At 30.8% G+C, this 21305-nt stretch carries 21 protein-coding genes; 12 read left to right on the top strand and 9 right to left on the bottom strand.

Annotated features, from left to right (window positions below; translation table 11 throughout):
• Nucleotides 1-34: 34 nt before the first annotated feature.
• Nucleotides 35-1915 (bottom strand): ATP-dependent DNA helicase RecQ, encoded by a 1881-nt coding sequence (locus tag GFV01_RS02795; protein ID WP_160564639.1) that lies wholly within the window; start codon nucleotides 1913-1915, stop codon nucleotides 35-37.
• Between the two features lie 225 nt (nucleotides 1916-2140).
• Between GFV01_RS02795 and GFV01_RS02790 the strand changes: the two genes are divergently transcribed.
• The 4 genes from GFV01_RS02790 (at nucleotide 2141) to GFV01_RS02775 (ending at nucleotide 7234) form a co-directional block, all read left to right on the top strand.
• Nucleotides 2141-3253: an efflux RND transporter periplasmic adaptor subunit gene (locus GFV01_RS02790; RefSeq protein ID WP_160564637.1), complete on the top strand. Its 1113-nt coding sequence runs from the start codon at nucleotides 2141-2143 to the stop codon at nucleotides 3251-3253.
• 262 nt (nucleotides 3254-3515) lie between these two features.
• The gene (gene dnaG / locus GFV01_RS02785; protein ID WP_160564635.1) at nucleotides 3516-5450 is read left to right on the top strand and encodes a DNA primase; all 1935 of its coding nucleotides are present in this window, start codon (nucleotides 3516-3518) and stop codon (nucleotides 5448-5450) included.
• A gap of 68 nt (nucleotides 5451-5518) precedes the next feature.
• Complete coding sequence (locus tag GFV01_RS02780) at nucleotides 5519-6160, top strand: DUF47 domain-containing protein (RefSeq protein WP_105296771.1); 642 nt, start codon at nucleotides 5519-5521, stop codon at nucleotides 6158-6160.
• A 9-nt stretch (nucleotides 6161-6169) separates the two neighbouring features.
• Nucleotides 6170-7234, top strand: a complete 1065-nt coding sequence (locus tag GFV01_RS02775; protein WP_160564633.1) for an inorganic phosphate transporter — start codon at nucleotides 6170-6172, stop codon at nucleotides 7232-7234.
• A gap of 12 nt (nucleotides 7235-7246) precedes the next feature.
• Here GFV01_RS02775 and GFV01_RS02770 read toward each other — a convergent pair whose 3' ends face one another.
• Both GFV01_RS02770 and GFV01_RS02765 read right to left on the bottom strand, forming a co-directional pair.
• Entirely contained in the window at nucleotides 7247-7678 is a 432-nt protein-coding gene (locus GFV01_RS02770; RefSeq protein ID WP_160564632.1) for a nucleoside deaminase, read from the bottom strand.
• A 21-nt stretch (nucleotides 7679-7699) separates the two neighbouring features.
• On the bottom strand, nucleotides 7700-8605 hold the full coding sequence (locus GFV01_RS02765; RefSeq protein WP_370513721.1) for an ion transporter: 906 nt from the start codon (nucleotides 8603-8605) through the stop codon (nucleotides 7700-7702).
• Between the two features lie 228 nt (nucleotides 8606-8833).
• Here GFV01_RS02765 and GFV01_RS02760 point away from each other — a divergent pair, with 228 nt between their 5' ends.
• From GFV01_RS02760 to GFV01_RS02735, 6 genes are all read left to right on the top strand, one after another.
• Complete coding sequence (locus GFV01_RS02760) at nucleotides 8834-9310, top strand: Lrp/AsnC family transcriptional regulator (protein ID WP_105296768.1); 477 nt, start codon at nucleotides 8834-8836, stop codon at nucleotides 9308-9310.
• A gap of 5 nt (nucleotides 9311-9315) precedes the next feature.
• The gene (locus GFV01_RS02755; protein ID WP_160564630.1) at nucleotides 9316-10011 is read left to right on the top strand and encodes an NUDIX hydrolase; all 696 of its coding nucleotides are present in this window, start codon (nucleotides 9316-9318) and stop codon (nucleotides 10009-10011) included.
• Between the two features lie 114 nt (nucleotides 10012-10125).
• Nucleotides 10126-10527, top strand: coding sequence for a hypothetical protein (locus GFV01_RS02750; protein ID WP_160564628.1), 402 nt, complete (start codon nucleotides 10126-10128; stop codon nucleotides 10525-10527).
• A 91-nt stretch (nucleotides 10528-10618) separates the two neighbouring features.
• Nucleotides 10619-10810, top strand: a complete 192-nt coding sequence (locus GFV01_RS02745) for a hypothetical protein (protein ID WP_185150313.1) — start codon at nucleotides 10619-10621, stop codon at nucleotides 10808-10810.
• A 276-nt stretch (nucleotides 10811-11086) separates the two neighbouring features.
• Nucleotides 11087-11767, top strand: a complete 681-nt coding sequence (gene trmD, locus GFV01_RS02740) for a tRNA (guanosine(37)-N1)-methyltransferase TrmD (protein WP_160564626.1) — start codon at nucleotides 11087-11089, stop codon at nucleotides 11765-11767.
• Nucleotides 11768-11788: 21 nt separating this feature from the next.
• On the top strand, nucleotides 11789-12298 hold the full coding sequence (locus GFV01_RS02735; RefSeq protein WP_185150312.1) for a DUF2480 family protein: 510 nt from the start codon (nucleotides 11789-11791) through the stop codon (nucleotides 12296-12298).
• Between the two features lie 159 nt (nucleotides 12299-12457).
• On the opposite strand, the gene GFV01_RS02730 is transcribed toward GFV01_RS02735, so the two are convergent.
• The 6 genes from GFV01_RS02730 to thrA all read right to left on the bottom strand — a co-directional run bounded on the left by GFV01_RS02730 (nucleotide 12458) and on the right by thrA (nucleotide 19928).
• A complete protein-coding gene (locus GFV01_RS02730; RefSeq protein ID WP_160564624.1) occupies nucleotides 12458-13312 on the bottom strand; it encodes a prephenate dehydrogenase in 855 nt (284 codons plus the stop codon).
• 86 nt (nucleotides 13313-13398) lie between these two features.
• Nucleotides 13399-13953, bottom strand: a complete 555-nt coding sequence (frr, locus tag GFV01_RS02725; RefSeq protein ID WP_160541719.1) for a ribosome recycling factor — start codon at nucleotides 13951-13953, stop codon at nucleotides 13399-13401.
• Between the two features lie 43 nt (nucleotides 13954-13996).
• On the bottom strand, nucleotides 13997-14704 hold the full coding sequence (gene pyrH, locus GFV01_RS02720) for a UMP kinase (protein WP_105296761.1): 708 nt from the start codon (nucleotides 14702-14704) through the stop codon (nucleotides 13997-13999).
• A 250-nt stretch (nucleotides 14705-14954) separates the two neighbouring features.
• Entirely contained in the window at nucleotides 14955-16250 is a 1296-nt protein-coding gene (gene thrC, locus GFV01_RS02715) for a threonine synthase (RefSeq protein ID WP_160564622.1), read from the bottom strand.
• Between the two features lie 24 nt (nucleotides 16251-16274).
• Nucleotides 16275-17216, bottom strand: coding sequence for a homoserine kinase (locus GFV01_RS02710; protein ID WP_160564621.1), 942 nt, complete (start codon nucleotides 17214-17216; stop codon nucleotides 16275-16277).
• Between the two features lie 264 nt (nucleotides 17217-17480).
• A complete protein-coding gene (gene thrA, locus GFV01_RS02705) occupies nucleotides 17481-19928 on the bottom strand; it encodes a bifunctional aspartate kinase/homoserine dehydrogenase I (protein ID WP_160564619.1) in 2448 nt (815 codons plus the stop codon).
• Between the two features lie 322 nt (nucleotides 19929-20250).
• Here thrA and GFV01_RS02700 point away from each other — a divergent pair, with 322 nt between their 5' ends.
• Together GFV01_RS02700 and GFV01_RS02695 are read left to right on the top strand one after the other, a co-directional pair.
• The gene (locus GFV01_RS02700; protein ID WP_160541723.1) at nucleotides 20251-20580 is read left to right on the top strand and encodes a multidrug efflux SMR transporter; all 330 of its coding nucleotides are present in this window, start codon (nucleotides 20251-20253) and stop codon (nucleotides 20578-20580) included.
• A 390-nt stretch (nucleotides 20581-20970) separates the two neighbouring features.
• Nucleotides 20971-21189 carry a hypothetical protein gene (locus GFV01_RS02695; RefSeq protein WP_160564617.1) on the top strand — a complete coding sequence of 73 codons (219 nt, stop codon included), beginning with the start codon at nucleotides 20971-20973 and terminating at the stop codon, nucleotides 21187-21189.
• Nucleotides 21190-21305: the final 116 nt, after the last annotated feature.

Here is a 21305-nt window from a genome sequence, read left to right as displayed (position 1 = left end):
ATAAATATAAAAATAGTTGGAAATAAGACAAATATTAAGCCGAATAGGTGTTAAAATTTAATGCTTTAATTTTATTTTCTGAAATTAGATCTTGTAAGCATTCATGAATTTTTTCAAAAGAAACATTCCTAAATTCGGCATAAATATCTTCTCTGCTTCTAGGCTGTTCTTTTATATAAGATAAAATATCTTTCAGATAAGATTGTTCATCTAATTTGGATTTACAACATACATCACACTTACCGCATGTTTGATTGGTTTTTTCACCAAAATATCCAAGGATTAATTTCATCCTGCAATATTTTGAATTTCTGATAAAAAATTCCAATTCTTTATATTTAACTAATTTATTTTGTTGTATATGTTGAAATTCTTTCCAAAAGTTTACTAAAAGTTTTTGATCGTTTCGTGGTTCTAAAAAGTAAATTTTTTGCTTATTACCATCAACGTAAGAAATATCACTTGATTGGTTATATTTAATGAATTTGGAGTGTAATACGGAAAGAGGAATTAAAAGGCTGTCGGCTAATTTTTTTTCATCAAATTTTATTTGATAAGAAAAAACACCTGTTATTTTTCTGGCAATTTTTTCAAATAAAAAGGAATCATTGCCGTAAAAATTAGTGTCAAGTCTTTCTATAGGAAAGTTAATTTTAAGCAGACTATCTGAAGGCTCATATTTCCATTGAAGAACTGAGCTATTATGAAGAAATTCTAAAATAGGTATAATCTTACTTTTATTAATTTTTGTACGTTGTTGAAATAATTTCAAGTCGAAATCAAAAATTGTATCAGGTAACTCATTAGGAACAATACAAAACATTGAATATAAATAACGGATAATTTTTTCATATTCAGATTTTGAAGATATAGTTTGTATGAGTGACGAGTATATATCTGAAAGTTCCGATTCATTCCACAATAAAAATGTATGTGATAAAAGTCCGTCCCTTCCTGCACGACCAACTTCCTGATAATAGTTTTCTAATGAATAAGGAGGAGAAAGATGAATGATCACACGAACGTCTTTCTTATCTATTCCCATTCCAAAAGCATTAGTTGAAATTAAAATTTGGTTGGTACTTTCCGTCCAATTTTTCTGTCTTTGCATTTTTTCACTAGGGGATAAACCTGCATGAAAAAATTCAACATCAAATCCCTTTCTTTTTAAGGTTTCAGACAAAGTTTTAGTTTCATTTCGAGTTCTACAATAAATAATTCCCGAACCTTTATACCTATGTAAAATTCTTTCAATTTCCCCAAATTTGTCTCCGGCATTTAAAACTTGTAAAGAAAGATTTTCTCTATTAAATGATCTTTTAAATACCTGAACATTATGTAAGTTGAGTTTTTTTATTATTTCAATTAAGACCTTTTCAGTTGCGGTTGCAGTAAGTGCCATGCAGGGAATTTGAACCCCGATATATTCTCTAAATTTTATAATTTGTTGATACGATGGACGAAAATCATTACCCCATTCAGAAATACAATGGGCTTCATCAACCGCAATAAACGAAATTTCAATATCTTTAATGATCTCTAGAAAAGTTTTATTTAACAATCTTTCCGGAGATACATATAATAATTTCAATTCATTATTTCTCAATTTATTAAATACGGAAAGTTGTTGATCTGCTGTTTGATCCGAAGAAATATACTCGGCCGGAATTAATTTCCTTTTTAATGAATACACTTGATCCTTTATAAGAGCCAATAATGGAGAAATAACAATACAAGTGCCTTGAACCAAAAGAGCGGGGATTTGATAGCAAATAGATTTTCCTGCTCCTGTAGGTAAAAGAGCAATAGTATCTTTACTTTCCAATATAGTAAGTATGATCTCTTTTTGAAGAGGTCTGAATTCTTTATACCCCCAGTAAGATTCAAGAATTTTATTTGGTAATGAAAAGTCCATTTAGACTAGAATTTTTATTGGCAAGTAACAAATATATAAAAGAAAAATTTATCCTAATTTGAATTAGCACAATTGTTTGGTGTTGATTTTATGCAAGATAAATTATAAAAGAATTATATATTTACAGGCAAGATAAACAAGTAATAAAAAAAAATACTTAAAAAAAGTGATTTTAACGTAACAAAATTTGTTAAGATAATACAAATTATAGTGAAAAAAGTTGTCATGAATAATAAGGTTCTTAAAATAGTTTTATCTGTTGCTTTTATTGCACTTTTATTGTATTGTATATGGTACGTAATTATAACCAATACACGATCTAATGATAAGTTTGAGACAGAGTCTCCGGTTACTATGACTATTCAGCAAAAAGCTGTGGCAACCGGTAAAATTAATCCCAAAGAAAAGATAGAAATCAAACCTAATATTTCCGGGATTATCAAGGAGATTTATATTAAAGAAGGAGATGAAGTAAAAGTAGGACAATTATTGGCTACGATTAAAGTGGTTCCGGTCGTTTCTACAGTAAATACTGCTATGCAGAATATAAATTCAGCAGAAATTAAGTTAAATAATCAAAAAAGAATTTTTGAACGTCAAAAATTATTATATCAGCAAGGAGTAATTTCTAAGCAGGATTATGAAAGTGCTGAAACGGAATATAAAATAGCAAATCAAAATCTAATTCAAGCACAGAAAGATTATGATATTGCTAAAACAGGTATTACTTCAGGATTAGAAGATTTAGCGAGTATTCAAGTTCGTTCTACTGCAAATGGACAGGCACTGGAAGTACCTGTAGAAGTAGGGGATCAAGTGATTGAAGCCAATACATTTAATGCAGGAACAACTATTGCAAGCATTGCTGATGTCAGCAAAATGATATTTGAGGGTAAAGTGGACGAGTCAGATGCAGGGAAAATGCATGAGGGAATGAAATTAAAAATAATAATCGGAGCACTTCAAGACAAAGATATAAATGGTATTTTAACCTTTATTTCTCCTCAAGGTAAAGAAGAAAATGGGGCTGTTAAATATGAAATTAAAGCAGATATAATTATTCCGGAAGGGGTTTCGATTCGCGCCGGATATAGTGCCAATGCAGAAGTAATATTAAGTGAGAGAAAAAATATTTTAGCAATGAGAGAAGCTTTAATGCAATATGATGGAGAGAGACCTTTCGTTGAAGTACAACAGCCTGATGGAAAATTCAAAAAAGTTTATGTAAAACTAGGATTATCAGACGGAATATTTGTTGAAGTTAAAGGTATTTCACTGAAAGATCAAATTAAAATATGGAATTCTTCAGACGAAGATAAATCATCAAGAAAAAAGTAGTTTTGAAAAAATAGTTTAAACAAGCACCTGATGTAAATCAGGTGTTTTTTTATTTTATAAAATCTAAATCGATCTTTATATGATAGTATAGAATCATCAAAACATAAGATTTCTAAAGATATTGCGCAGGGTAATGTTTTTATTATACCATTAAAAATTCTATTTTACTCTTGAGTACTGATACATATATAATTGTATTTAAAAAGATATATGTGAAGATTTTTTCAAAAATGGAAATTTAAATTAACGTATTTTTGTACTTATGATTTCTAAAGAGACCATAGATAAGATTTTCTCAACGGCAAGAGTGGAAGAAGTAATATCGGATTTTATAAATCTGAAAAAATCAGGGAGTAATTACAAAGGCTTAAGTCCATTTGTAGATGAAAAAACGCCCTCATTTATGGTTTCCCCATCCAAACAGATTTGGAAAGATTTTTCATCCGGTAAAGGCGGTAATGTGGTTACCTTTATAATGGAACAAGAACATTATACCTATCCGGAGGCCTTACGCTATCTGGCAAAAAAGTATAATATTGAAATTGAAGAAGACAGTAAAGAACTGTCTGATAGTCAAAAAGAATTACAATTAAACAAAGAAAGCCTATATCAATTATCAGAGGTTGCCAATGAATATTTTCAAAACCAACTTTGGAAAACTGAAGAAGGTAATACCATAGGAATATCATATTTTAGAGAAAGAAGTATACGGGATGACATTATTAAACAATTCCAATTAGGGTATTCACCGAAAGAGTGGGATTCATTTACACATTTTGCATATGAGAAAGGGTATAAAAAAGAAATACTAGAGCAATCCGGTTTAAGCATTTTTAAAGAAGGATCAGATAAAGGATTCGATCGTTTTAGAGAGCGAGTATTATTTCCCATTCATAGTTTTTCGGGAAGAGTATTGGGATTTGGAGGTCGGATATTACAAAATAATGCAAAAACGGCTAAATATGTTAATTCCCCTGAAAGTGAAATCTATCATAAAAGTCAAGTTTTATATGGTTTATTTCATGCGAAATCTTTTATCATTAAAGAAGATAATTGTTATTTGGTGGAAGGATATATGGATGTAATATCCCTTTATCAAAATGGTATTAAAAATGTAGTAGCCTCTTCAGGAACTTCATTAACTGTTGAGCAAATTAGATTAATAAAAAGGTTAACCAACAACATTACTGTTTTATATGATGGGGATCAAGCAGGAATTAAAGCTTCATTCAGAAGCATAGATATGATTCTTGAGCAAGAAATGAATGTTAAAGTATTGCTGTTTCCGGATGGAGAAGATCCGGATAGTTTTGCAAGAAAACATTCTGCCGATGAAATAGAAGCATTTTTTAAAGAAAACAGTAAAGATTTTATTCAATTCAAAACAGATGTTTTATTAAAAGAAACGAACGGCGATCCCATAAAAAAGGCCGGTTTAATTAGAGATATAGTTGGGAGTATAGCCTTAATAAAAAATCTTATTCAAAAAGAGATTTATGTAAAAGAATGTTCAAGGATATTGGATATCTCGGAGCAAGTTCTATTCAGTGAATTGGCTCAATTAACACAACCAAATATACATTCTAGAGATCGGAATACAAGAAAACAAGTTGCTTTAAAACCTGTAACTACATCTCAACAAGAAGAAATTGATTTTACCTATAAAATTGAAGAAGATATTTTAGAATTAATGCTATCCTATGGAGACCATGAAATTTTAATAAACTATGTGGAAGAAGAAGAACCCTATAAAACTACTGTAATAGAAGAAATTGTTCACCGCTTAAAAGAAGATGATTTACAATTTACCGTAGATTTTTACAATAGAATTTATTTGGAAATCATGGAAGGTATTGAAAAAAATCAATTGAGAACCGGAGAATATTTTGTTAAATCCAAAGAAGTCGACATCACCGAATTTGCCGTAGGAAAATTATTAAAAAAATACTCAATAAGCAATAATTGGGAACTCAAAGAAATATATGTTCCAACATTGGAGCAAAATCTTGCAAAAAACACAAAAGATGTAATACTTAAATATAAAGCGATAAGAATAGCGGAAATGAATAAAAATTTAGCTAAAGAATTAAGTTCGGGGAATATATCAGAAGAAAGAAGATTAGAAATTTTTAATCAGATTATAACTTTAGATAAGCTTCTAAAACAAATACATAAGCTGGAAAATCGGGTAATTTAAAAAAAGATATTTAGGTTAATTTAAAATTCGATATATTTGCTTACATAAAGTAAACTAAAAAGCAAACTATGGGTATTAGTGCATTTTTTAGATTATTTCAACCAAAAGATAAGGTTTTCTATACTTTATTCGAACAAGTTGTTGATAATCTGGCTGCCATGTCCAAGGATATGGTAGAAGGAATGAAATCACAAGAAACTATAACAGAAGCATTTTATAAAAAAATGGAAGATTATGAACATGCTAATGATAAGTTGTCTCACCATATTTTTATAGAATTAGGTAAAAATTTCATTACCCCTTTTGATCGAGAAGATATACATCAGTTAACTTCTGCACTTGATGATATTGCTGATATCTTGTTCGCATCCTGTAAATACATATTACTGTACAAATCTCCATATATTCCGGCATATTTTACTTTTGCAAATCTGATACATGACTGTGTTTTAGAGTTGCAAAAAGCAATCTATAATCTAAGAAACTTTAAGAAACCCAAAGAGGTATTGGCTTCATGTGTAGAAATCAATAGAATTGAAAATGTTGCCGATGACTTTTTTAGCAAAGAAATTGGAGATTTATTTGAAAGCAAAAGAGATGTATTAGATATTATAAAACTGAAAAATGTATTAGAATATTTAGAAGATGTCACAGACAAATGTGAAGATTCAGCAAATATTATAGAATCTATTTTAGTTAAATATTCATAACCTTTTTTCATGACTCTACTTATAACCATCGTCATATTAGCATTAATATTTGATTATATTAATGGTTTTCACGATTCGGCAAATTCAATAGCCACGATTGTATCGACAAAAGTATTAACGCCATTCCAGGCAGTTTTGTGGGCAGCATTTTTTAATTTTGTTGCCTATTTTGTTTCATTATATATCGTAGGTGAATTTAAAATAGGAAATACGATAGCAAAATCTGTTCATGAGAATTTTATTACTCTCGAAGTTATCTTTTCAGGACTGGTAGCTGCAATCATATGGAATTTATTTACCTGGTGGGCGGGTATTCCCTCCTCTTCATCCCATACATTAATAGGAGGATTTATAGGAGCAGCTGTTGCTCATGTTGGCGGTTTCAGTAAAGCAGGAGAAACAGTAGTCAATTATCCCGTAGTTATCCCAATTATTTTATTTATTTTCATAGCACCGATAATTGGAATGATCGTTTCATCCATCATTACACTAATAATCATGAATATTTGTAGAAATGCCAATCCTTACAAAGCAGATAAATGGTTTAAAAAATTACAATTAGTGTCTTCTGCAGCTTTTAGTATAGGTCATGGAGGTAATGATGCTCAAAAAGTAATGGGAATTATTGGTGCAGCCTTTATCTTCTATGAAGTGAATATTGCCCATTCTGCAGAATATGTTAATCTAACGACAGCCGAAAGATTTCAGCATTTTACAACCGATTATTGGTGGGTGCCCATAAGCAGTTTTATAGCAATTGCTTTAGGAACTATGTCTGGAGGATGGAAAATTATTAAAACAATGGGAACTCGTATTACGAAAGTAACTCCTTTAGAAGGGGTAACAGCAGAAATATCCGGTGCAATTACCTTATTCCTTAGTGAACATTGGGGAATTCCGGTAAGTACAACCCATACTATAACAGGTTCAATAATTGGAGTAGGATTAGTTAAAAGAGTATCTGCCGTACGCTGGGGAATTACCATTAAATTATTGTGGGCATGGGTTCTAACTATTCCGGTAAGTGCATTATTAGCAATGATCGTTTATTCTATAGTTAAACTCTTTATGTAATACTAACTAAGCCTATCTTTTAGACGAAAAAAAATTTTTTAACAATAAAGAACATTCATCTTTTAAAACCCCCGATACGTATTCCGTTTGAGGGTGAAGAGATAATCCTTTAGACAGAAAGCCTCTTTTTTCATCTGATGCCCCTGCAACAACTCTGCCTATTTGAGACCAATACAAAGCTCCGGCGCACATTGTACAAGGCTCTAAGGTAACATACAAAGTACAATCAGTAAGATATTTTGCACCCAGTAAATTACTGGCAGCAGTAATAGCTTGCATTTCGGCATGAGCCGTAACATCAACTAATAGTTCAGTTAAATTATATGATTTGGCTAAAATTTTGTTATTACTGACTATAATGGCACCCACCGGTACTTCATCCTTATACATAGCTTCTTTAGCTTGTTGTAAGGCTATCTTCATATAGTATTCATCGGTAAACATGATTAATTATAAAATTTTAAATCAACTGTTTAAATCATTATTTTTAGTAGGAGTATTTAAAATATGACCGCAATGCTTACAGTATATAGCATCCGCTTCATTATTTATGGTATTACAAAAATTACACTTTTTACTGTTTAATTGATTTTTTTTATGTCTGGTATATTCAGCAGATAACAAACCTGCCGGAACGGAAATAATAGAATATCCTAAAATCATAATTCCCGATGCAATAATTTTACCTAAGACCGTTACAGGAGCTACGTCTCCATAACCCACAGTTGTCAAAGTAACTACGGCCCAATACATCGATTGAGGAATACTGGAAAAACTTTCTCGATTTCTTCCTCCTTCAATTACATACATTAAAGATCCTAAGATTAACGTAGTAATTATGATAAAATATAAGAATACAAAAATTTTACGTTTACTTCGTCGCAATGAAATTAAAAGAGAATTACTTTCATCAATATAAGTTCCCATTTTAAAAATCCTGAAGATTCGCAAAAGCCTTAATATTCGTATGATGGCTAAATAATGCGATTGAACGAAAAAAATACTTAAATAGGTTGGGATGATGGATAATAAATCAATAATTCCATAAAAGCTGGTCGAATATTTTTTTGCCTTTTTGGCACTGGATACTCTTAAAATATATTCTACGGTAAAAGAAATAGTAACCCACCAATCTAATATATAAAGCCAAAAGCCGATTTTTGAACTAATGCCCGGTACACTTTCCAGCATAATAATTAGAGTGCTTAAAGTGATGAAAAAGAGAAGAATGATGTCAAATATTTTACCTTTTACCGTATCAGACTCAAAAATAATGTCGTGAAGTTCAGCCTTCCAAATGGCAGTACCTTTTTTACATTCCGGTGTCTTACCTATAAAAAATAATTTTATTTCTTTTACAATTTTTTTCACAACTAAATTATTAATAGTAAAAAAATTATCTTATTATTAATTAATATGATAACAAAGATAAAAATAAAATTAATTATACTTAAAATGAATACCCTGAATTGTTCATTTAGTAGCGAATTTGTTTATATTTTAAAGAATTTATATAAAAACATGTATAGGTTGAAGATTAATTTTATATATTTGTAAAATAAAGATAAATTAAATTAACAAACAATAAAGTTTTTTACCATGAAAGAGAAATTTTATATAGATGAAACTGATAAGAAAATTTTACAATTTTTATCTATTAATACCAGAATGCCTTTTACCGAGATTGCAAAAAAAATGGATGTATCCGCCGGGACAATACACGTAAGAGTTAAAAAGATGGAAGATGTAGGAGTTATAAAAGGAACATGTTTAAATATTGATTATAATATTTTAGGTTATAGTTTTATAGCTTATGTTGGGATTTTATTAACCAAATCAAGCAAAACTCAAAGTGTATTAGAAAAATTAGCAGCAATACCAAACGTAACAACCGCTAATGTAATTTCAGGTAAATACAATATTTATTGTAAAATCAGCGCAAAAGATGCTGAAGATGCAAAAAATGTTATTTATAAAATAGATGATATTGATGACGTATTAAGAACAGAAAGTATGATTTCTTTAGAAGAAAGCATCAATGATCAAAACCGATTAATGGATGCTTTGTTTAAATAAAAATAATGCTTCCTGAAGAAAAAGAAATTTATTTTAAAGTAGCAATTTCTGTATCTTTGGTTTTATTTGGGTTTGATGGGGAAATGCTGCGTATTTTATTAAGTAATGATACAAAAAATGGACCTTTTAAAGGAGCTCCACGACTTCCCTCAGTTTATGTGAAAGCCCATGAGGGCATTGATTCAAATGTAGAAAAATTATTATTCTTACATACACAAAAAGACCACATATTTGTTGAACAACTAAAAGCTTTTGCAAAAGTTTTTAGAAATCCACTAGGAAGGGTAGTAAACATTGCTTACTACGCAACGGTAAAATTAGATGATGAACTATTGCAATACACTAAAGAAAGAGGTGAAGAATGGGTTGAATACTCAAAAATCCCGGACTTAGCATTTGATCATAATGAAATTATTGATTATGCAAAAGAACGGTTGAAACGCAGAGTTAAAAGAAGACCCATAGGTTTTTATCTATTACCGGAACATTTTACCATTTCGCAATTACAAAAGTTGTATGAAACCGCATTAAACCGAGAAATGGATAAAAGGAATTTTAGAAAAAAAATTGTTAATTCTCAATTAATTCTAGAAACAGGTTTAACGGATAATTCCTCGTCAAGAAAATCAGCAAAATTGTATAAATTTGATGAAGAAAAATATCAGAAACTTAGCTTAAAAGGATACGATTTTTTATTTTAAAATTATCAAAAATACTTCATAAATTAGATGAACAGGAGGAATATTATTCCTCCTGTATTTTTTATATACCATCATAAATGTTGTATATTTACTTAAGTTACTAAATAATACTATATGAGTAGTGATGAAGAAATTTTCGGAAAGCGCCCAAAAGAATATTTTGAAGTAAAAGAAAAAAAATCAATACCTTTTATTCTTTCATGTATTTACATGGGCTTTATGGGCTTTATACCTATCTTTCTCGGTATTCTTGGCTTTATGAAAATTTATTTTCCAGGTGCTCCTGCTTGGTTTTTTATTCTAAATATCATTTTAGGAATAGTAATGATTATCGGATCGATCAGAACCTATTATTTTAAAAAATGGGGGGTTTTTCTTTTCGGTTTGACCTTATTTGTAGATATTTTATTTCATTTATCGTTAGGATTTGAAGAGCTTGATGCAATTAACGGCTTATATTTGTTTATAGGTTTTGCTTTAGTTCCCATAATACCTCGATGGAAATTTTTTAGCTAAATGATAAGATCATACAAAATATCGAAAAATTAAAATATCCCATAGGTACTTTTAAAATTCCTGAAAACATATCTAAAGAAGATATAACTTTATGGATTACTCAATTAAAATCTTTTCCGGAAAGATTAAAACAAGCAGTACTTCCACTATAAGACACGCAGTTAGATACGCCTTACAGATCGGGTGGGTGGACTATAAGACAGCTAATGAGCAAGTAATCGCTTTATTTACATGGCATGGAAATCATCATTTAGCCCATATAACAAATTCAATTGATTTATAGCTATATAGTTCTAATACTCAGTAATCCTTTAAATTAGTTATAATTGTAATATATAATTTTTTTCTGTATATATACGAAAATCTCTAATGATCCAAAGGTCATAATCGGCTGAATTTAAAATATGTAGATATTCGAATTAATAAAAAGGCCATAAAATACTGAGATTTTTTTTAATAGCTAAATTAGAATAATAAAGACTTAGTTAATATCGCCGGTTGATATAATTAATCATTAAACGTTACTTTTGTATTTCAATCATTGCCAAATAAAAAATGTATGAGAATAGATATTATAAGTGCGGTGCCTAAATTACTAAAAAGTCCTTTAGAAGAATCAATTATGAAAAGGGCGCAAGACAAAGGATTAGTACAACTATATTTCCATGATTTACGGGAATATGGGCAGGGAAATTATAGGCAGATTGATGATACTCAATATGGAGGAGGTGCAGGAATGGTTTTAATGATTGAACCGATTGATAAATGTATTTCCCAACTATTATCCCAAAGATCATACGACGAAATTATCTATATGACTCCTGATGGCGATACTTTAAATCAGAAAACCTGCAATACACTTTCACTAAAAGAAAATATAATCATACTTTGTGGACATTATAAAGGTGTAGATCAAAGAGTTCGAGATTTATATATTACCCGTGAAATATCAATTGGTGATTATGTACTAAGCGGAGGAGAATTAGGAGCGTGTGTACTGGTTGATGCCATAGTTAGGTTGATACCCGGGGTATTAAATGATGAAACATCTGCCTTATACGATTCATTTCAAGATAATTTACTTGCACCTCCGGTTTATACCCGTCCGGAAGAGTATAAAAATTTGAAAGTTCCGGATATACTTTTGAGTGGTAATTTTGCAAAGATAGATGAATGGAGACAGGAAATGTCTTACAAACATACACAAGAGAGAAGACCCGATTTACTAAATGAAAATTAATACCACTTTTAATTAAAAATTATGGATGAAATAATTAATAAAGTCGAAAAAAGCGAACTCATTACACTAGATTTAGAAGATTTTTATCCTAAAGAACCCAGGATGCTATTTGATTTAAAAGGCTATTTATATGAAGGTTTAGTTTTAAGAGAAAAAGAATTTCGTGAAAATCTTTCAAAATTGGATTGGAAAATGTATGAAAATGCTTATGTAGCAGTAACTTGTACATCTGATGCAATTGTGCCTTCCTGGTCATATCTATTAATTGCTAATTATTTAACAGGAATGGCAAAGTTAATATCATTCGGCACTTTAGAGGATTTGGAAAGAGACATATTTACAGAAATTATAGATAAAATGGACGTGGATAATTATAATGATAAAAAAATTATTATTAAAGGCTGCTCACGCAAACCCGTTCCACAAAATGCTTATTTACAACTTATACAAAAACTTAAGCCTATAGCTTCTTCCTTAATGTTTGGAGAGGCTTGTAGTACAGTTCCTATTTTCAAAAAGAAAAAATTATAATTTAAAATTTCAAAAAATTACTGACTGGAATAAAAAATTGTTAATAATTTTTAGTTATTTAACTGTTTCATTCACTAGTATTTGGCTGTGAAATTATTAACTTATAAAAAGTTTTTTGAAAAAATAAAATTTAAAAAACTGAAGCTAATAATTCAACGATTATTTTTTCTCTAACTTATTTTTTATTCGGTTAGCTTCTTTGATGAATTCATATAAATGTTTGGATTCTCCATTTTCCAAATAAGATTTAAATTCAGTCAACTTTTCCAAATAAGTAGTAAGAATAGGTAAAATATATTTGGAATTTTGTTCAAAAATAGGAAGCCACATATCAACGGAACTTTTAGCCAGTCGAACGGTAGAAGCAAACCCACCGGATGCTAAATTGAATATGGCAGCATCATCTTTTTCTTTTTCAAGAACGGAAACGGCCAAAGCATAGGAAATAGCATGAGAAAGATGTGAAACATACCCCACATGTTCATCATGAGATTCCGCATCCATAAGAATAAGCCGCGATCCTAAATGATAATAAACTTGAGAAACCAGATGAACTGCTATTTGATGAGATTCATTGGAATTACATAGGATGGCAGCCCGATCTTTAAATAACCCATGAAAGGCAGCAGATGGACCGCTATATTCCGTTCCTGCCATGGGATGAGAAGGGACGAATGATTTTCTGTTTGGATGATTTTTAACCTTTTCAATCAAAGAAGATTTAGTACTTCCAACATCCATAAGTACCGAACCGTCAGGGAGAATATCCAATAGGTGAGGTAGAAGTTTAATGCTTACATCGACCGGAGTGGATAGAATGGTTAATTCGGAAGAACATATTGCCTCGTCCATCGGCATAATTTCATCAACAATGGATAATTCCAAGGCTTCTTTTTCATGAAGTTTAGACTTATCGGTCCCTATAACTTTTGAAGCAAATCCGCTTTTTTTAAGATCCAGAGCTATAGAACCTCCAATCAAACCTAATCCGATGACACTTATAGTTTTTGACATATAAAGATTCAAAGATAAAAAAAATCGGTTCTTAAAAAAAGAAACCGATTGGGTATTTTATATTTTAAAAGTATGTTAAGAACGGCTTATACTGTCATGATCTCTTTCTCTTTAACGGAAAGATGTTCTTCTGCCAATTTAACATATTTATCAGTCAACGATTGTATTTGCTCTTCACCATTTTTCTTTTCATCTTCTGAAGCACTCTCTATCTTTTTTATATCGGCATTTGCTTCTTGTCTGGCTTTTCGAATACCAACCTTAGAATTTTCGCATTCTGCTTTTGCTTGTTTTACTAAGTCTTTTCTTCTTTCTTCTGTTAACGGAGGAATGTTAATAATAATATTTTCCCCGTTATTATTTGGAGTAAAGCCTAAATTGGACTGAAAAATAGCTTTTTCAATAGCGCCCAAAGTAGATTTTTCCCAAGGCTGTATACTTAGAGTCATTCCATCGGGAACGGAAATATTGGCAACTTGAGATAAAGGAGTAGGAGTCCCATAATATTCCACTAAAATGTTTTGAAGCATGAGTGGGTTAGCCCGCCCTGCTCGTATTTTATTAAAAGCTGACTCTAAATGTTTTAGAGAGGATTCCATGCTTTCCTTAGTCGTATCTATAATTAAATTTATTTCTTCCATAATTTTCAGATAAGTTGCCTTGCAAATATAAACTATTAATTAATTAAATAGAAACTAAAGTTCCTACTTCTTTACCTTCAATAATTTTTCTTAAATTCCCTTCTTTGTTCATATCAAATACAATGATAGGAAGCGCATTTTCTTGACTTAACGTAAAAGCAGTCATATCCATAATTTTAAGTCCTTTTTTATAAACTTCATCAAAAGAAATACTGTTGAATTTTACTGCATTTTTATTTTTTTCCGGGTCAGTATCATAAATACCGTCCACTCGAGTCCCTTTTAAGATAACTTCTGCGTTAATTTCGATAGCTTTTAATGTAGCGGCTGTATCAGTAGTAAAATAAGGGTTTCCGGTTCCTGCACCAAAAATTACAACTCTTCCTTTTTCCAAATGCCTATCGGCTCTTCGTTTAATAAAAGGTTCAGCAATTTGATCCATTTTTATGGAAGTTTGCAAACGGGTATGTACTCCCATTGCCTCCAAAGAACTTTGTAAAGCCATTCCGTTAATAACCGTGGCAAGCATTCCCATATAGTCGCCTTGAACCCTGTCAATACCGGTAGCAACTCCCGCAACTCCTCTGAATATGTTTCCGCCTCCTATAACAATTGCTATTTCTACTCCCATTTCAGAAATTTCTTTTATCTGTTTAGAGTAACTTTGAAGAATTTCGGAGCTTATTCCATATTGTTGATTTCCCATTAAAGCTTCTCCACTTAACTTTAAAAGTATTCTTTTATATTTCATGATTAACTAGCGTATATTTATTATTTTTTGACAATGAATTCGAAAAGGATAGTAATGCTATATACTTAAATAGAAGAGTAAAAAGAAAGTAAATAGATACAGAAGGTACTATAAATAGTAATAAAATCATTTATGTTAAATTTCTGTATGCAAATATAATAAGGAATTTTTTAAAAAATGTAACCGCTTTTTATTTTTCCCTTAATGTGCTGTTCTCACTTCCATTTAAGAATTCAACATATTTTACGGTTTACGAATTCATTAAAAATGTTTTCAAATCGGAAAAATTATTTTCAAGAGATGTAGCCGAACTTATTTTATGATCCAACTCTTTTACTTGTTCAGGTATAATAATTTTACTTTTTAAGTTTTCAGGATATACATCCATAAATTTACAAGGATGAGCAGTAGATAAAAATATGGTGAAATCTTGTGGATGATTATACTTCTTTGCAGCTAAATAAGCAACTGCAGTATGAGGACAAGCGATATAGTTGTATTTTTCATATAATTCCTTAATACCATTCAACGTTTCTGAATCGGTAAAAGAATAAGCAGATATAAGATTACGCAAAGAATCTAAGCTTTCATTAAATAAATCGGTAATTCGTACCCAATTACTTGGATTTCCTACATCCATGGCATTAGATAAAGTTTGTATGGATGGTTTAGGTTCATAAGAACCCTTTTGTAAATATACGGGAACAGTATCATTTACATTAGTAGCTGCAACAAAATGTTTTACAGGAAGACCTGAATTATAGGCTAGTAACCCGGCACCAATATTGCCAAAATTTCCACTGGGAACTACAAAAACTATATCTTTCTTATTCTTTTTGATTGCTTGAGCATAAGCATAAAGGTAATAGAATGTTTGCGGCAATAACCTTGAAATATTGATGGAATTAGCAGAAGTTAATCGTAATTTTGAATTAAGTTCAGCATCATTAAAAGCCATTTTAACTAAAGCCTGACAGTCATCAAAAGTTCCATTTACCTCCAAGGCTCTAATGTTTTGACCGTTTGTAGTCAATTGTTTTCTTTGTATTTCACTAATTTTACCTTTCGGGTATAAAATAGTTACCCGAGTACCTTCAACCCCTAAAAAACCTAAAGCGACAGCTCCTCCAGTATCTCCTGAAGTAGCCACCAGAATATCCAACATTTTATCGTTTTTATCGGTTAAATAAGCCATAAGTCGACTCATAAAACGAGCTCCGAAATCTTTAAATGCTAACGAAGGACCGTGAAATAATTCCAATACAGCCAAATTTTCTTCTAGTGATACCAATGGGGCATCAAAACTAATCGTTTCCTTTATAATTTTTTCCAAGTCTTTTTTAGGGATATCTTCTCCAATAAAAGAATGGGCAATTTCTAAAGCCATTTCAGGAAAAGAATAATCCGTAATATTCTGAATAAAAATTTCCGATAATTTTGGGATTTGCCAAGGCATATACAATCCTTTATCAGAAGGAAAGCTGGTAAATACGGCTTCTTTAAAAGAAACAGAAAGATTTTTATTATTTGTGCTGTATAGTTTCATGTTAGAGTAGATTATATGGCTGAATTATGAAAGCACAGTTGCTCCTTTACTATTTATAGGTGAGGAATAACCATTGCTTTCTATTTCGTGATTTTTAAGATGTTCTTTAAGTTTTGCAGTAATTGTTTTTGCTGTTTCAATTCCTTTGGTAAAAGCAACTACAGAAGGTCCGGAACCAGAAATTCCGAAACCTAAGGACCCGCATTCCATAGCAATTCTTCTCATGGCTTCAAATTCGGGTATAAGAATGGAACGGGTAGGTTCAATTAATTGGTCTTGTAAACTTCTGGACAACAAGTCGTAATCCTCTGTAAATAAGCCTGTTATCAATCCGGCAATATTTCCCCATTGGGAAACGGCGTCTTTTAGTTCAACTTTATTCTTTAAAATTTGTCTGGCTGCGCGAGTCTGAACCTCTACATGTGGAAAAATAATGGAACAACAAAGTTCCGTAGGCACGGGAAGGTTAATTACTTCTAACGGTTGATAGCTTCTAATTAATGTTATCCCACCCATTAATGAAGGGGCAACATTATCGGCATGGCCATGCCCGCAAGCCAGTTCTTCACCCTTTAAGGCAAAAGGCAACAGTTCTTTTTTAGATAATGGTTCTCCTAAAAGCTGGTTAATAGCAAACAGACCCGCTATTGTACTTGCTGCACTAGAGCCCAGACCGCTACCGATAGGCATTTTTTTATGAAGTTCAATTTCAATTCCGTAATTTTTTTTACCCAAAAAATCGAGAATCATTTTAACACATGCACTCACCGTATTCTTATCCGGATGGGTAGGTAAAAGCCCTTGATCTCCGGTTATCTTAGTAATTCTTATTCCGGGTTCATCCACGCGTTTTAAAAAAACTTCATCTCCCGGCTCATTCAACGCTAATCCTAAAATATCATATCCACAAATAAAATTAGCTGAAGTCGCCGGAGCAAATACATGCACACTATCTTTTTCTTTCATCGAAATTTGAAAACGTTCAATTTTTAGTGAGACAAATGTAAGCTAATTATATTTGATTTCAAAAGACTAACTTTTTTAAACAATAGGTGTATCAGGTTTATAATTCTACAAGAATTAATACTTTTCTTAAATATTTCGATGCGATTAAGTTGTACTATTTTTAAATAAATTTATATGTCTTATTTTATAATAAAGCCTATACCTAAATTAAAAAAAAATAGTTTTCAACCTAAAATCTAAAAAATATCTAGATTTTATAAAATATTAATTAGCTCCAACATTAATAAGATCAGCAAAAACCCCCGCTGCGGTAACTTCAGCACCTGCTCCCGGACCTTTTATTACCAATGGATTAAATTTATATCGCTCTGTTGTAAATGAGATAATATTATCACTTCCCGTTAAATTGTAAAAAGGATGAGAAGCGTCTACGAATTCCAAATTAACGGAAGCCTTTCCATCTTCCAACTTTCCTATATATCGTAATACTTTATTTTCATTTTCAGCCTTTTCTTTCAACTCGTTAAAATAAGAATCAGATTTTTTTAATTCTTCATAAAAGTCATCAATCGAGGGAGCTTTGAAACAGCTTTCAGGAAGGATAGCTCCTAACTCAACATCTTTTTCTTCAATTTCATATCCAGCATCACGTGCGAGAATCATCATTTTACGCATAAAATCTTTCCCGCTCAAATCTTCTCGAGGATCCGGTTCCGTATAGCCTAATTCATGGGCTTTTTTAACAACCTCATAAAAAGAAGTATTGCCTCTAAAATTGTTGAATATATAAGAAATAGTACCGCTTAAAATAGCCTCAATTTTGATGATCCTGTCCCCGCTGGTCATTAAATCCTTTAAAGTCCGTATGATGGGTAATCCGGCTCCTACATTCGTTTCATAAAAGAAATCGACGCCTCTTCTTCTGGCAGTATCTTTTAAATCTTTATAATCTTTATATGAAGAGGAATTAGCTATTTTATTACAGGTAACTACCGAAACATTAGATTCGAAAAGTTCTTTATAATACGTTCCGGTTATTGGACTTGCAGTATTATCCACAAAAATACAGTTGGAAAGATTTAACAACTTAATTTTTTGGATGAATTCATCCAAATTAGAGGTTTCTCCCTTATTTATTCTTTCTTGCCATTGTGTAAGATCAATGCCGTCTTCGTCAATAATCATTTTTCTGGAATTTGCTATTCCGTTTATCTTTACTTCAATACCATTGTTTTCTCGTAAAAAATCACTTTGAGCATCGATTTGTCGCAGCAAGGTTGCCCCGATATTTCCTGTTCCTACACTGAATACATGAAGTGTTTTGGTTAGTTGAGTGAAAAACGCATCATGAACAGCATTCAGAGCTTTCGATATATTCTTACGTTTTATTATTACCGAAATATTGTATTCGGATGATCCTTGTGCAATGGCATGTATGTTGATTCCATTACGTCCTAAAGCCTGGAAAAGCTTGCCCGATATCCCCGGGGTTTGTTTCATATTTTCACCAACTATGGCTAATACACATAAATTTTCTTCAATGATAGGCGGATTTAATTTATTGGTTTCCAGTTCCAACTCAAATTCACTGTTGAAAAGCTGTTTTGCTTTATGAACATCCTTGGGCTCAATGGCAAATGTAATACTATGTTCGGAAGACGATTGAGTAATAAGGATTACATTAATATGTTCACGTGCTAATAAAGAGAAAAGTTTGCCGCTGAAACCAATCTTACCAATCATTCCGCTTCCCGTAATATTGATCAGGCTGATTTCATCTATGGAAGAAATACCCCGAATCGGGTATGCATTTTTATGAGTATGTTCTTCAATCCTTGTTCCTTTAAAAGAAGGATTAAAGGTGTTTTTCAATACAATAGGTATTTTTTTTCGAAAAGCCGGAATCATGGCTGGAGGATAGATAACTTTCGCTCCAAAATAAGATAATTCCATTGCTTCCGTATAGGAAAGTTCAGATAATGAAAAAGCCTTCTTTACGACACGAGGATCTGCGGTTAGCATACCGTCTACATCAGACCAAAGCTCAATTTCTTTTGCATCTAAGGCGGCAGCTATTATGGCCGCCGTATAATCACTGCCTCCTCTTCCTAATGTCGTAATTCGATTGTTTTCATTGGAGGCTATAAAACCTGTAAAAAACAGGATTTGATGTGAATGCTCTTTGTAAAATTCTTGCAATAACTGTTCTGTAACGGGAGTATGTACTCGGGCATTTCCAAAATTGCTGTCTGTTTTTATAAGGTTTGAAGTATCTACATAAATACTTTCTGAAAAATATTGTTTGGCTATTTGACTCAATAAAAAAGTGGAGCATTTTTCTCCATAACTTAAAATAAGATCTTTGCTTTGAAGACTGAGTTCCCTCAAGCTATAGACTCCTTGCAAAAGATCTTCGATCTCGTTTATAAAAATCTTAATCTGAGTAAATGCAGGATTTTGATTTTTAACCGTAATCATTTCTTTAATAACCGTAAAATGTCTTTGTTCAATTTCAATAAGACCTTTTTTAAAATCCTTTCCTTCAGAGGCAATTTGTGCCAGTTCCGTTAAAATATTGGTAACTCCGCTCATGGCAGATGATACTACTATAAATTTTTCGCCTGAAGCATATTTGTTCTGCAGAATATTAAGTACATTTTGTATACTTTGACCGGAACCGACAGATGATCCTCCAAATTTTACTATTTTCATACGATTACTATCAATTGGTTACAATTTTAGTGAAATTTTATAGGATTAAAAAATATTACTTGAAAATGCATTTAAATATTTTTATAGAATAAAGTATATTCAGATAAGTTGTTAAAACTTTGAATTAAATATATGCATAATTTAAGATCAGTTATTTTTATGCGATGTTTGATAAAAAATCATTTATGATTTAACAGTTGCATACAGCTAGAGATTGTTAATTATAAATAAACGCATATTATATAAAGATATAAACCATACTAAATAAAAAATAAGTTTTTATTTATTTTTGTGTGGAAAATATAAGCTTATAGAGATAAATATGAATTGGATTTTGTTAATTATCGGCGGTTTGTTTGAAGTCGGATTTACTTTTAGTTTAGGACAAGCAAAAAATTCTCAAGGAAATGCAGTATACTATTGGTATATCAGTTTTTTAATTTGTATGATTTCGAGCATGTTATTGTTGATTAAGGCTTCTCAAACCCTTCCGTTAGGTACAGCTTATGCAGTATGGACCGGTGTAGGAGCAGTGGGTACAGTATTGTTAGGAATATTTGTTTTTAAAGAACCGGCAACTTTTTGGAGAATATTTTTTATAATTACTCTGGTTAGCTCTATAGTAGGTCTTAAATTTGTATCTAATCACTAAAAGAAATTGATTAATTGTTTATTATAATTTACAAAAGAATTTATTTAAAATTTTTATACATAATTAAAAACGATTTAATCTACTAAATTTTATAAAACAAAAAAAGCAATTAACTTTCAATTAGTTAATTGCTATTTATTTTGATGCATATGAAGGGAGTTGAACCCTATAATTAATTATATATTTGATTATTATTAATAAAATGTATAAATCTAAATAGGTGTAAAATAATCTAACTAAATACAATATAATCGCGCAAATATTGTGTATATTCTTGCTTTTATATTAGCGTAATTTTAAATTACAAAATTAAGGCTAATATTCATTTTCTCTATTGAAGCAAATCTAAAAAAGAAACAGGAGCAATTACACTTCGTTTAATTCATAAGAATGAAAATGAAATTGACCTATTTTATTAATACAGGTTATATTTCACATAGAAAATTTTGGTTTAAAAGTGATGGTAAACAACATGATTTGCCTTATGATAAACTTGCAGGAGTAAAAAAAGAGAAAGATGATTTAGGTAAATTAGAAAACCATATTATTGAAATATTCAATCTAGATAATAATGATGATATTGAAATAAGTAAAGATTTGTTAAAGTAAAAAATAGATATTTTCATTAAGAGAAAACCAGAGAATGAAATTAGCCAATATGACATATCAGAGAAGTATTATAAATTAGGAAAATTAGTATATTTATATGAAAATTAAAACCTGTT

The sequence above is a fragment of the Apibacter sp. B2912 genome (assembly GCF_009827835.1).
Lineage (GTDB): Bacteria > Bacteroidota > Bacteroidia > Flavobacteriales > Weeksellaceae > Apibacter.
Note: the sequence above shows the minus strand (reverse complement) of the source record. Positions and strands in the feature narration are given on the sequence as shown.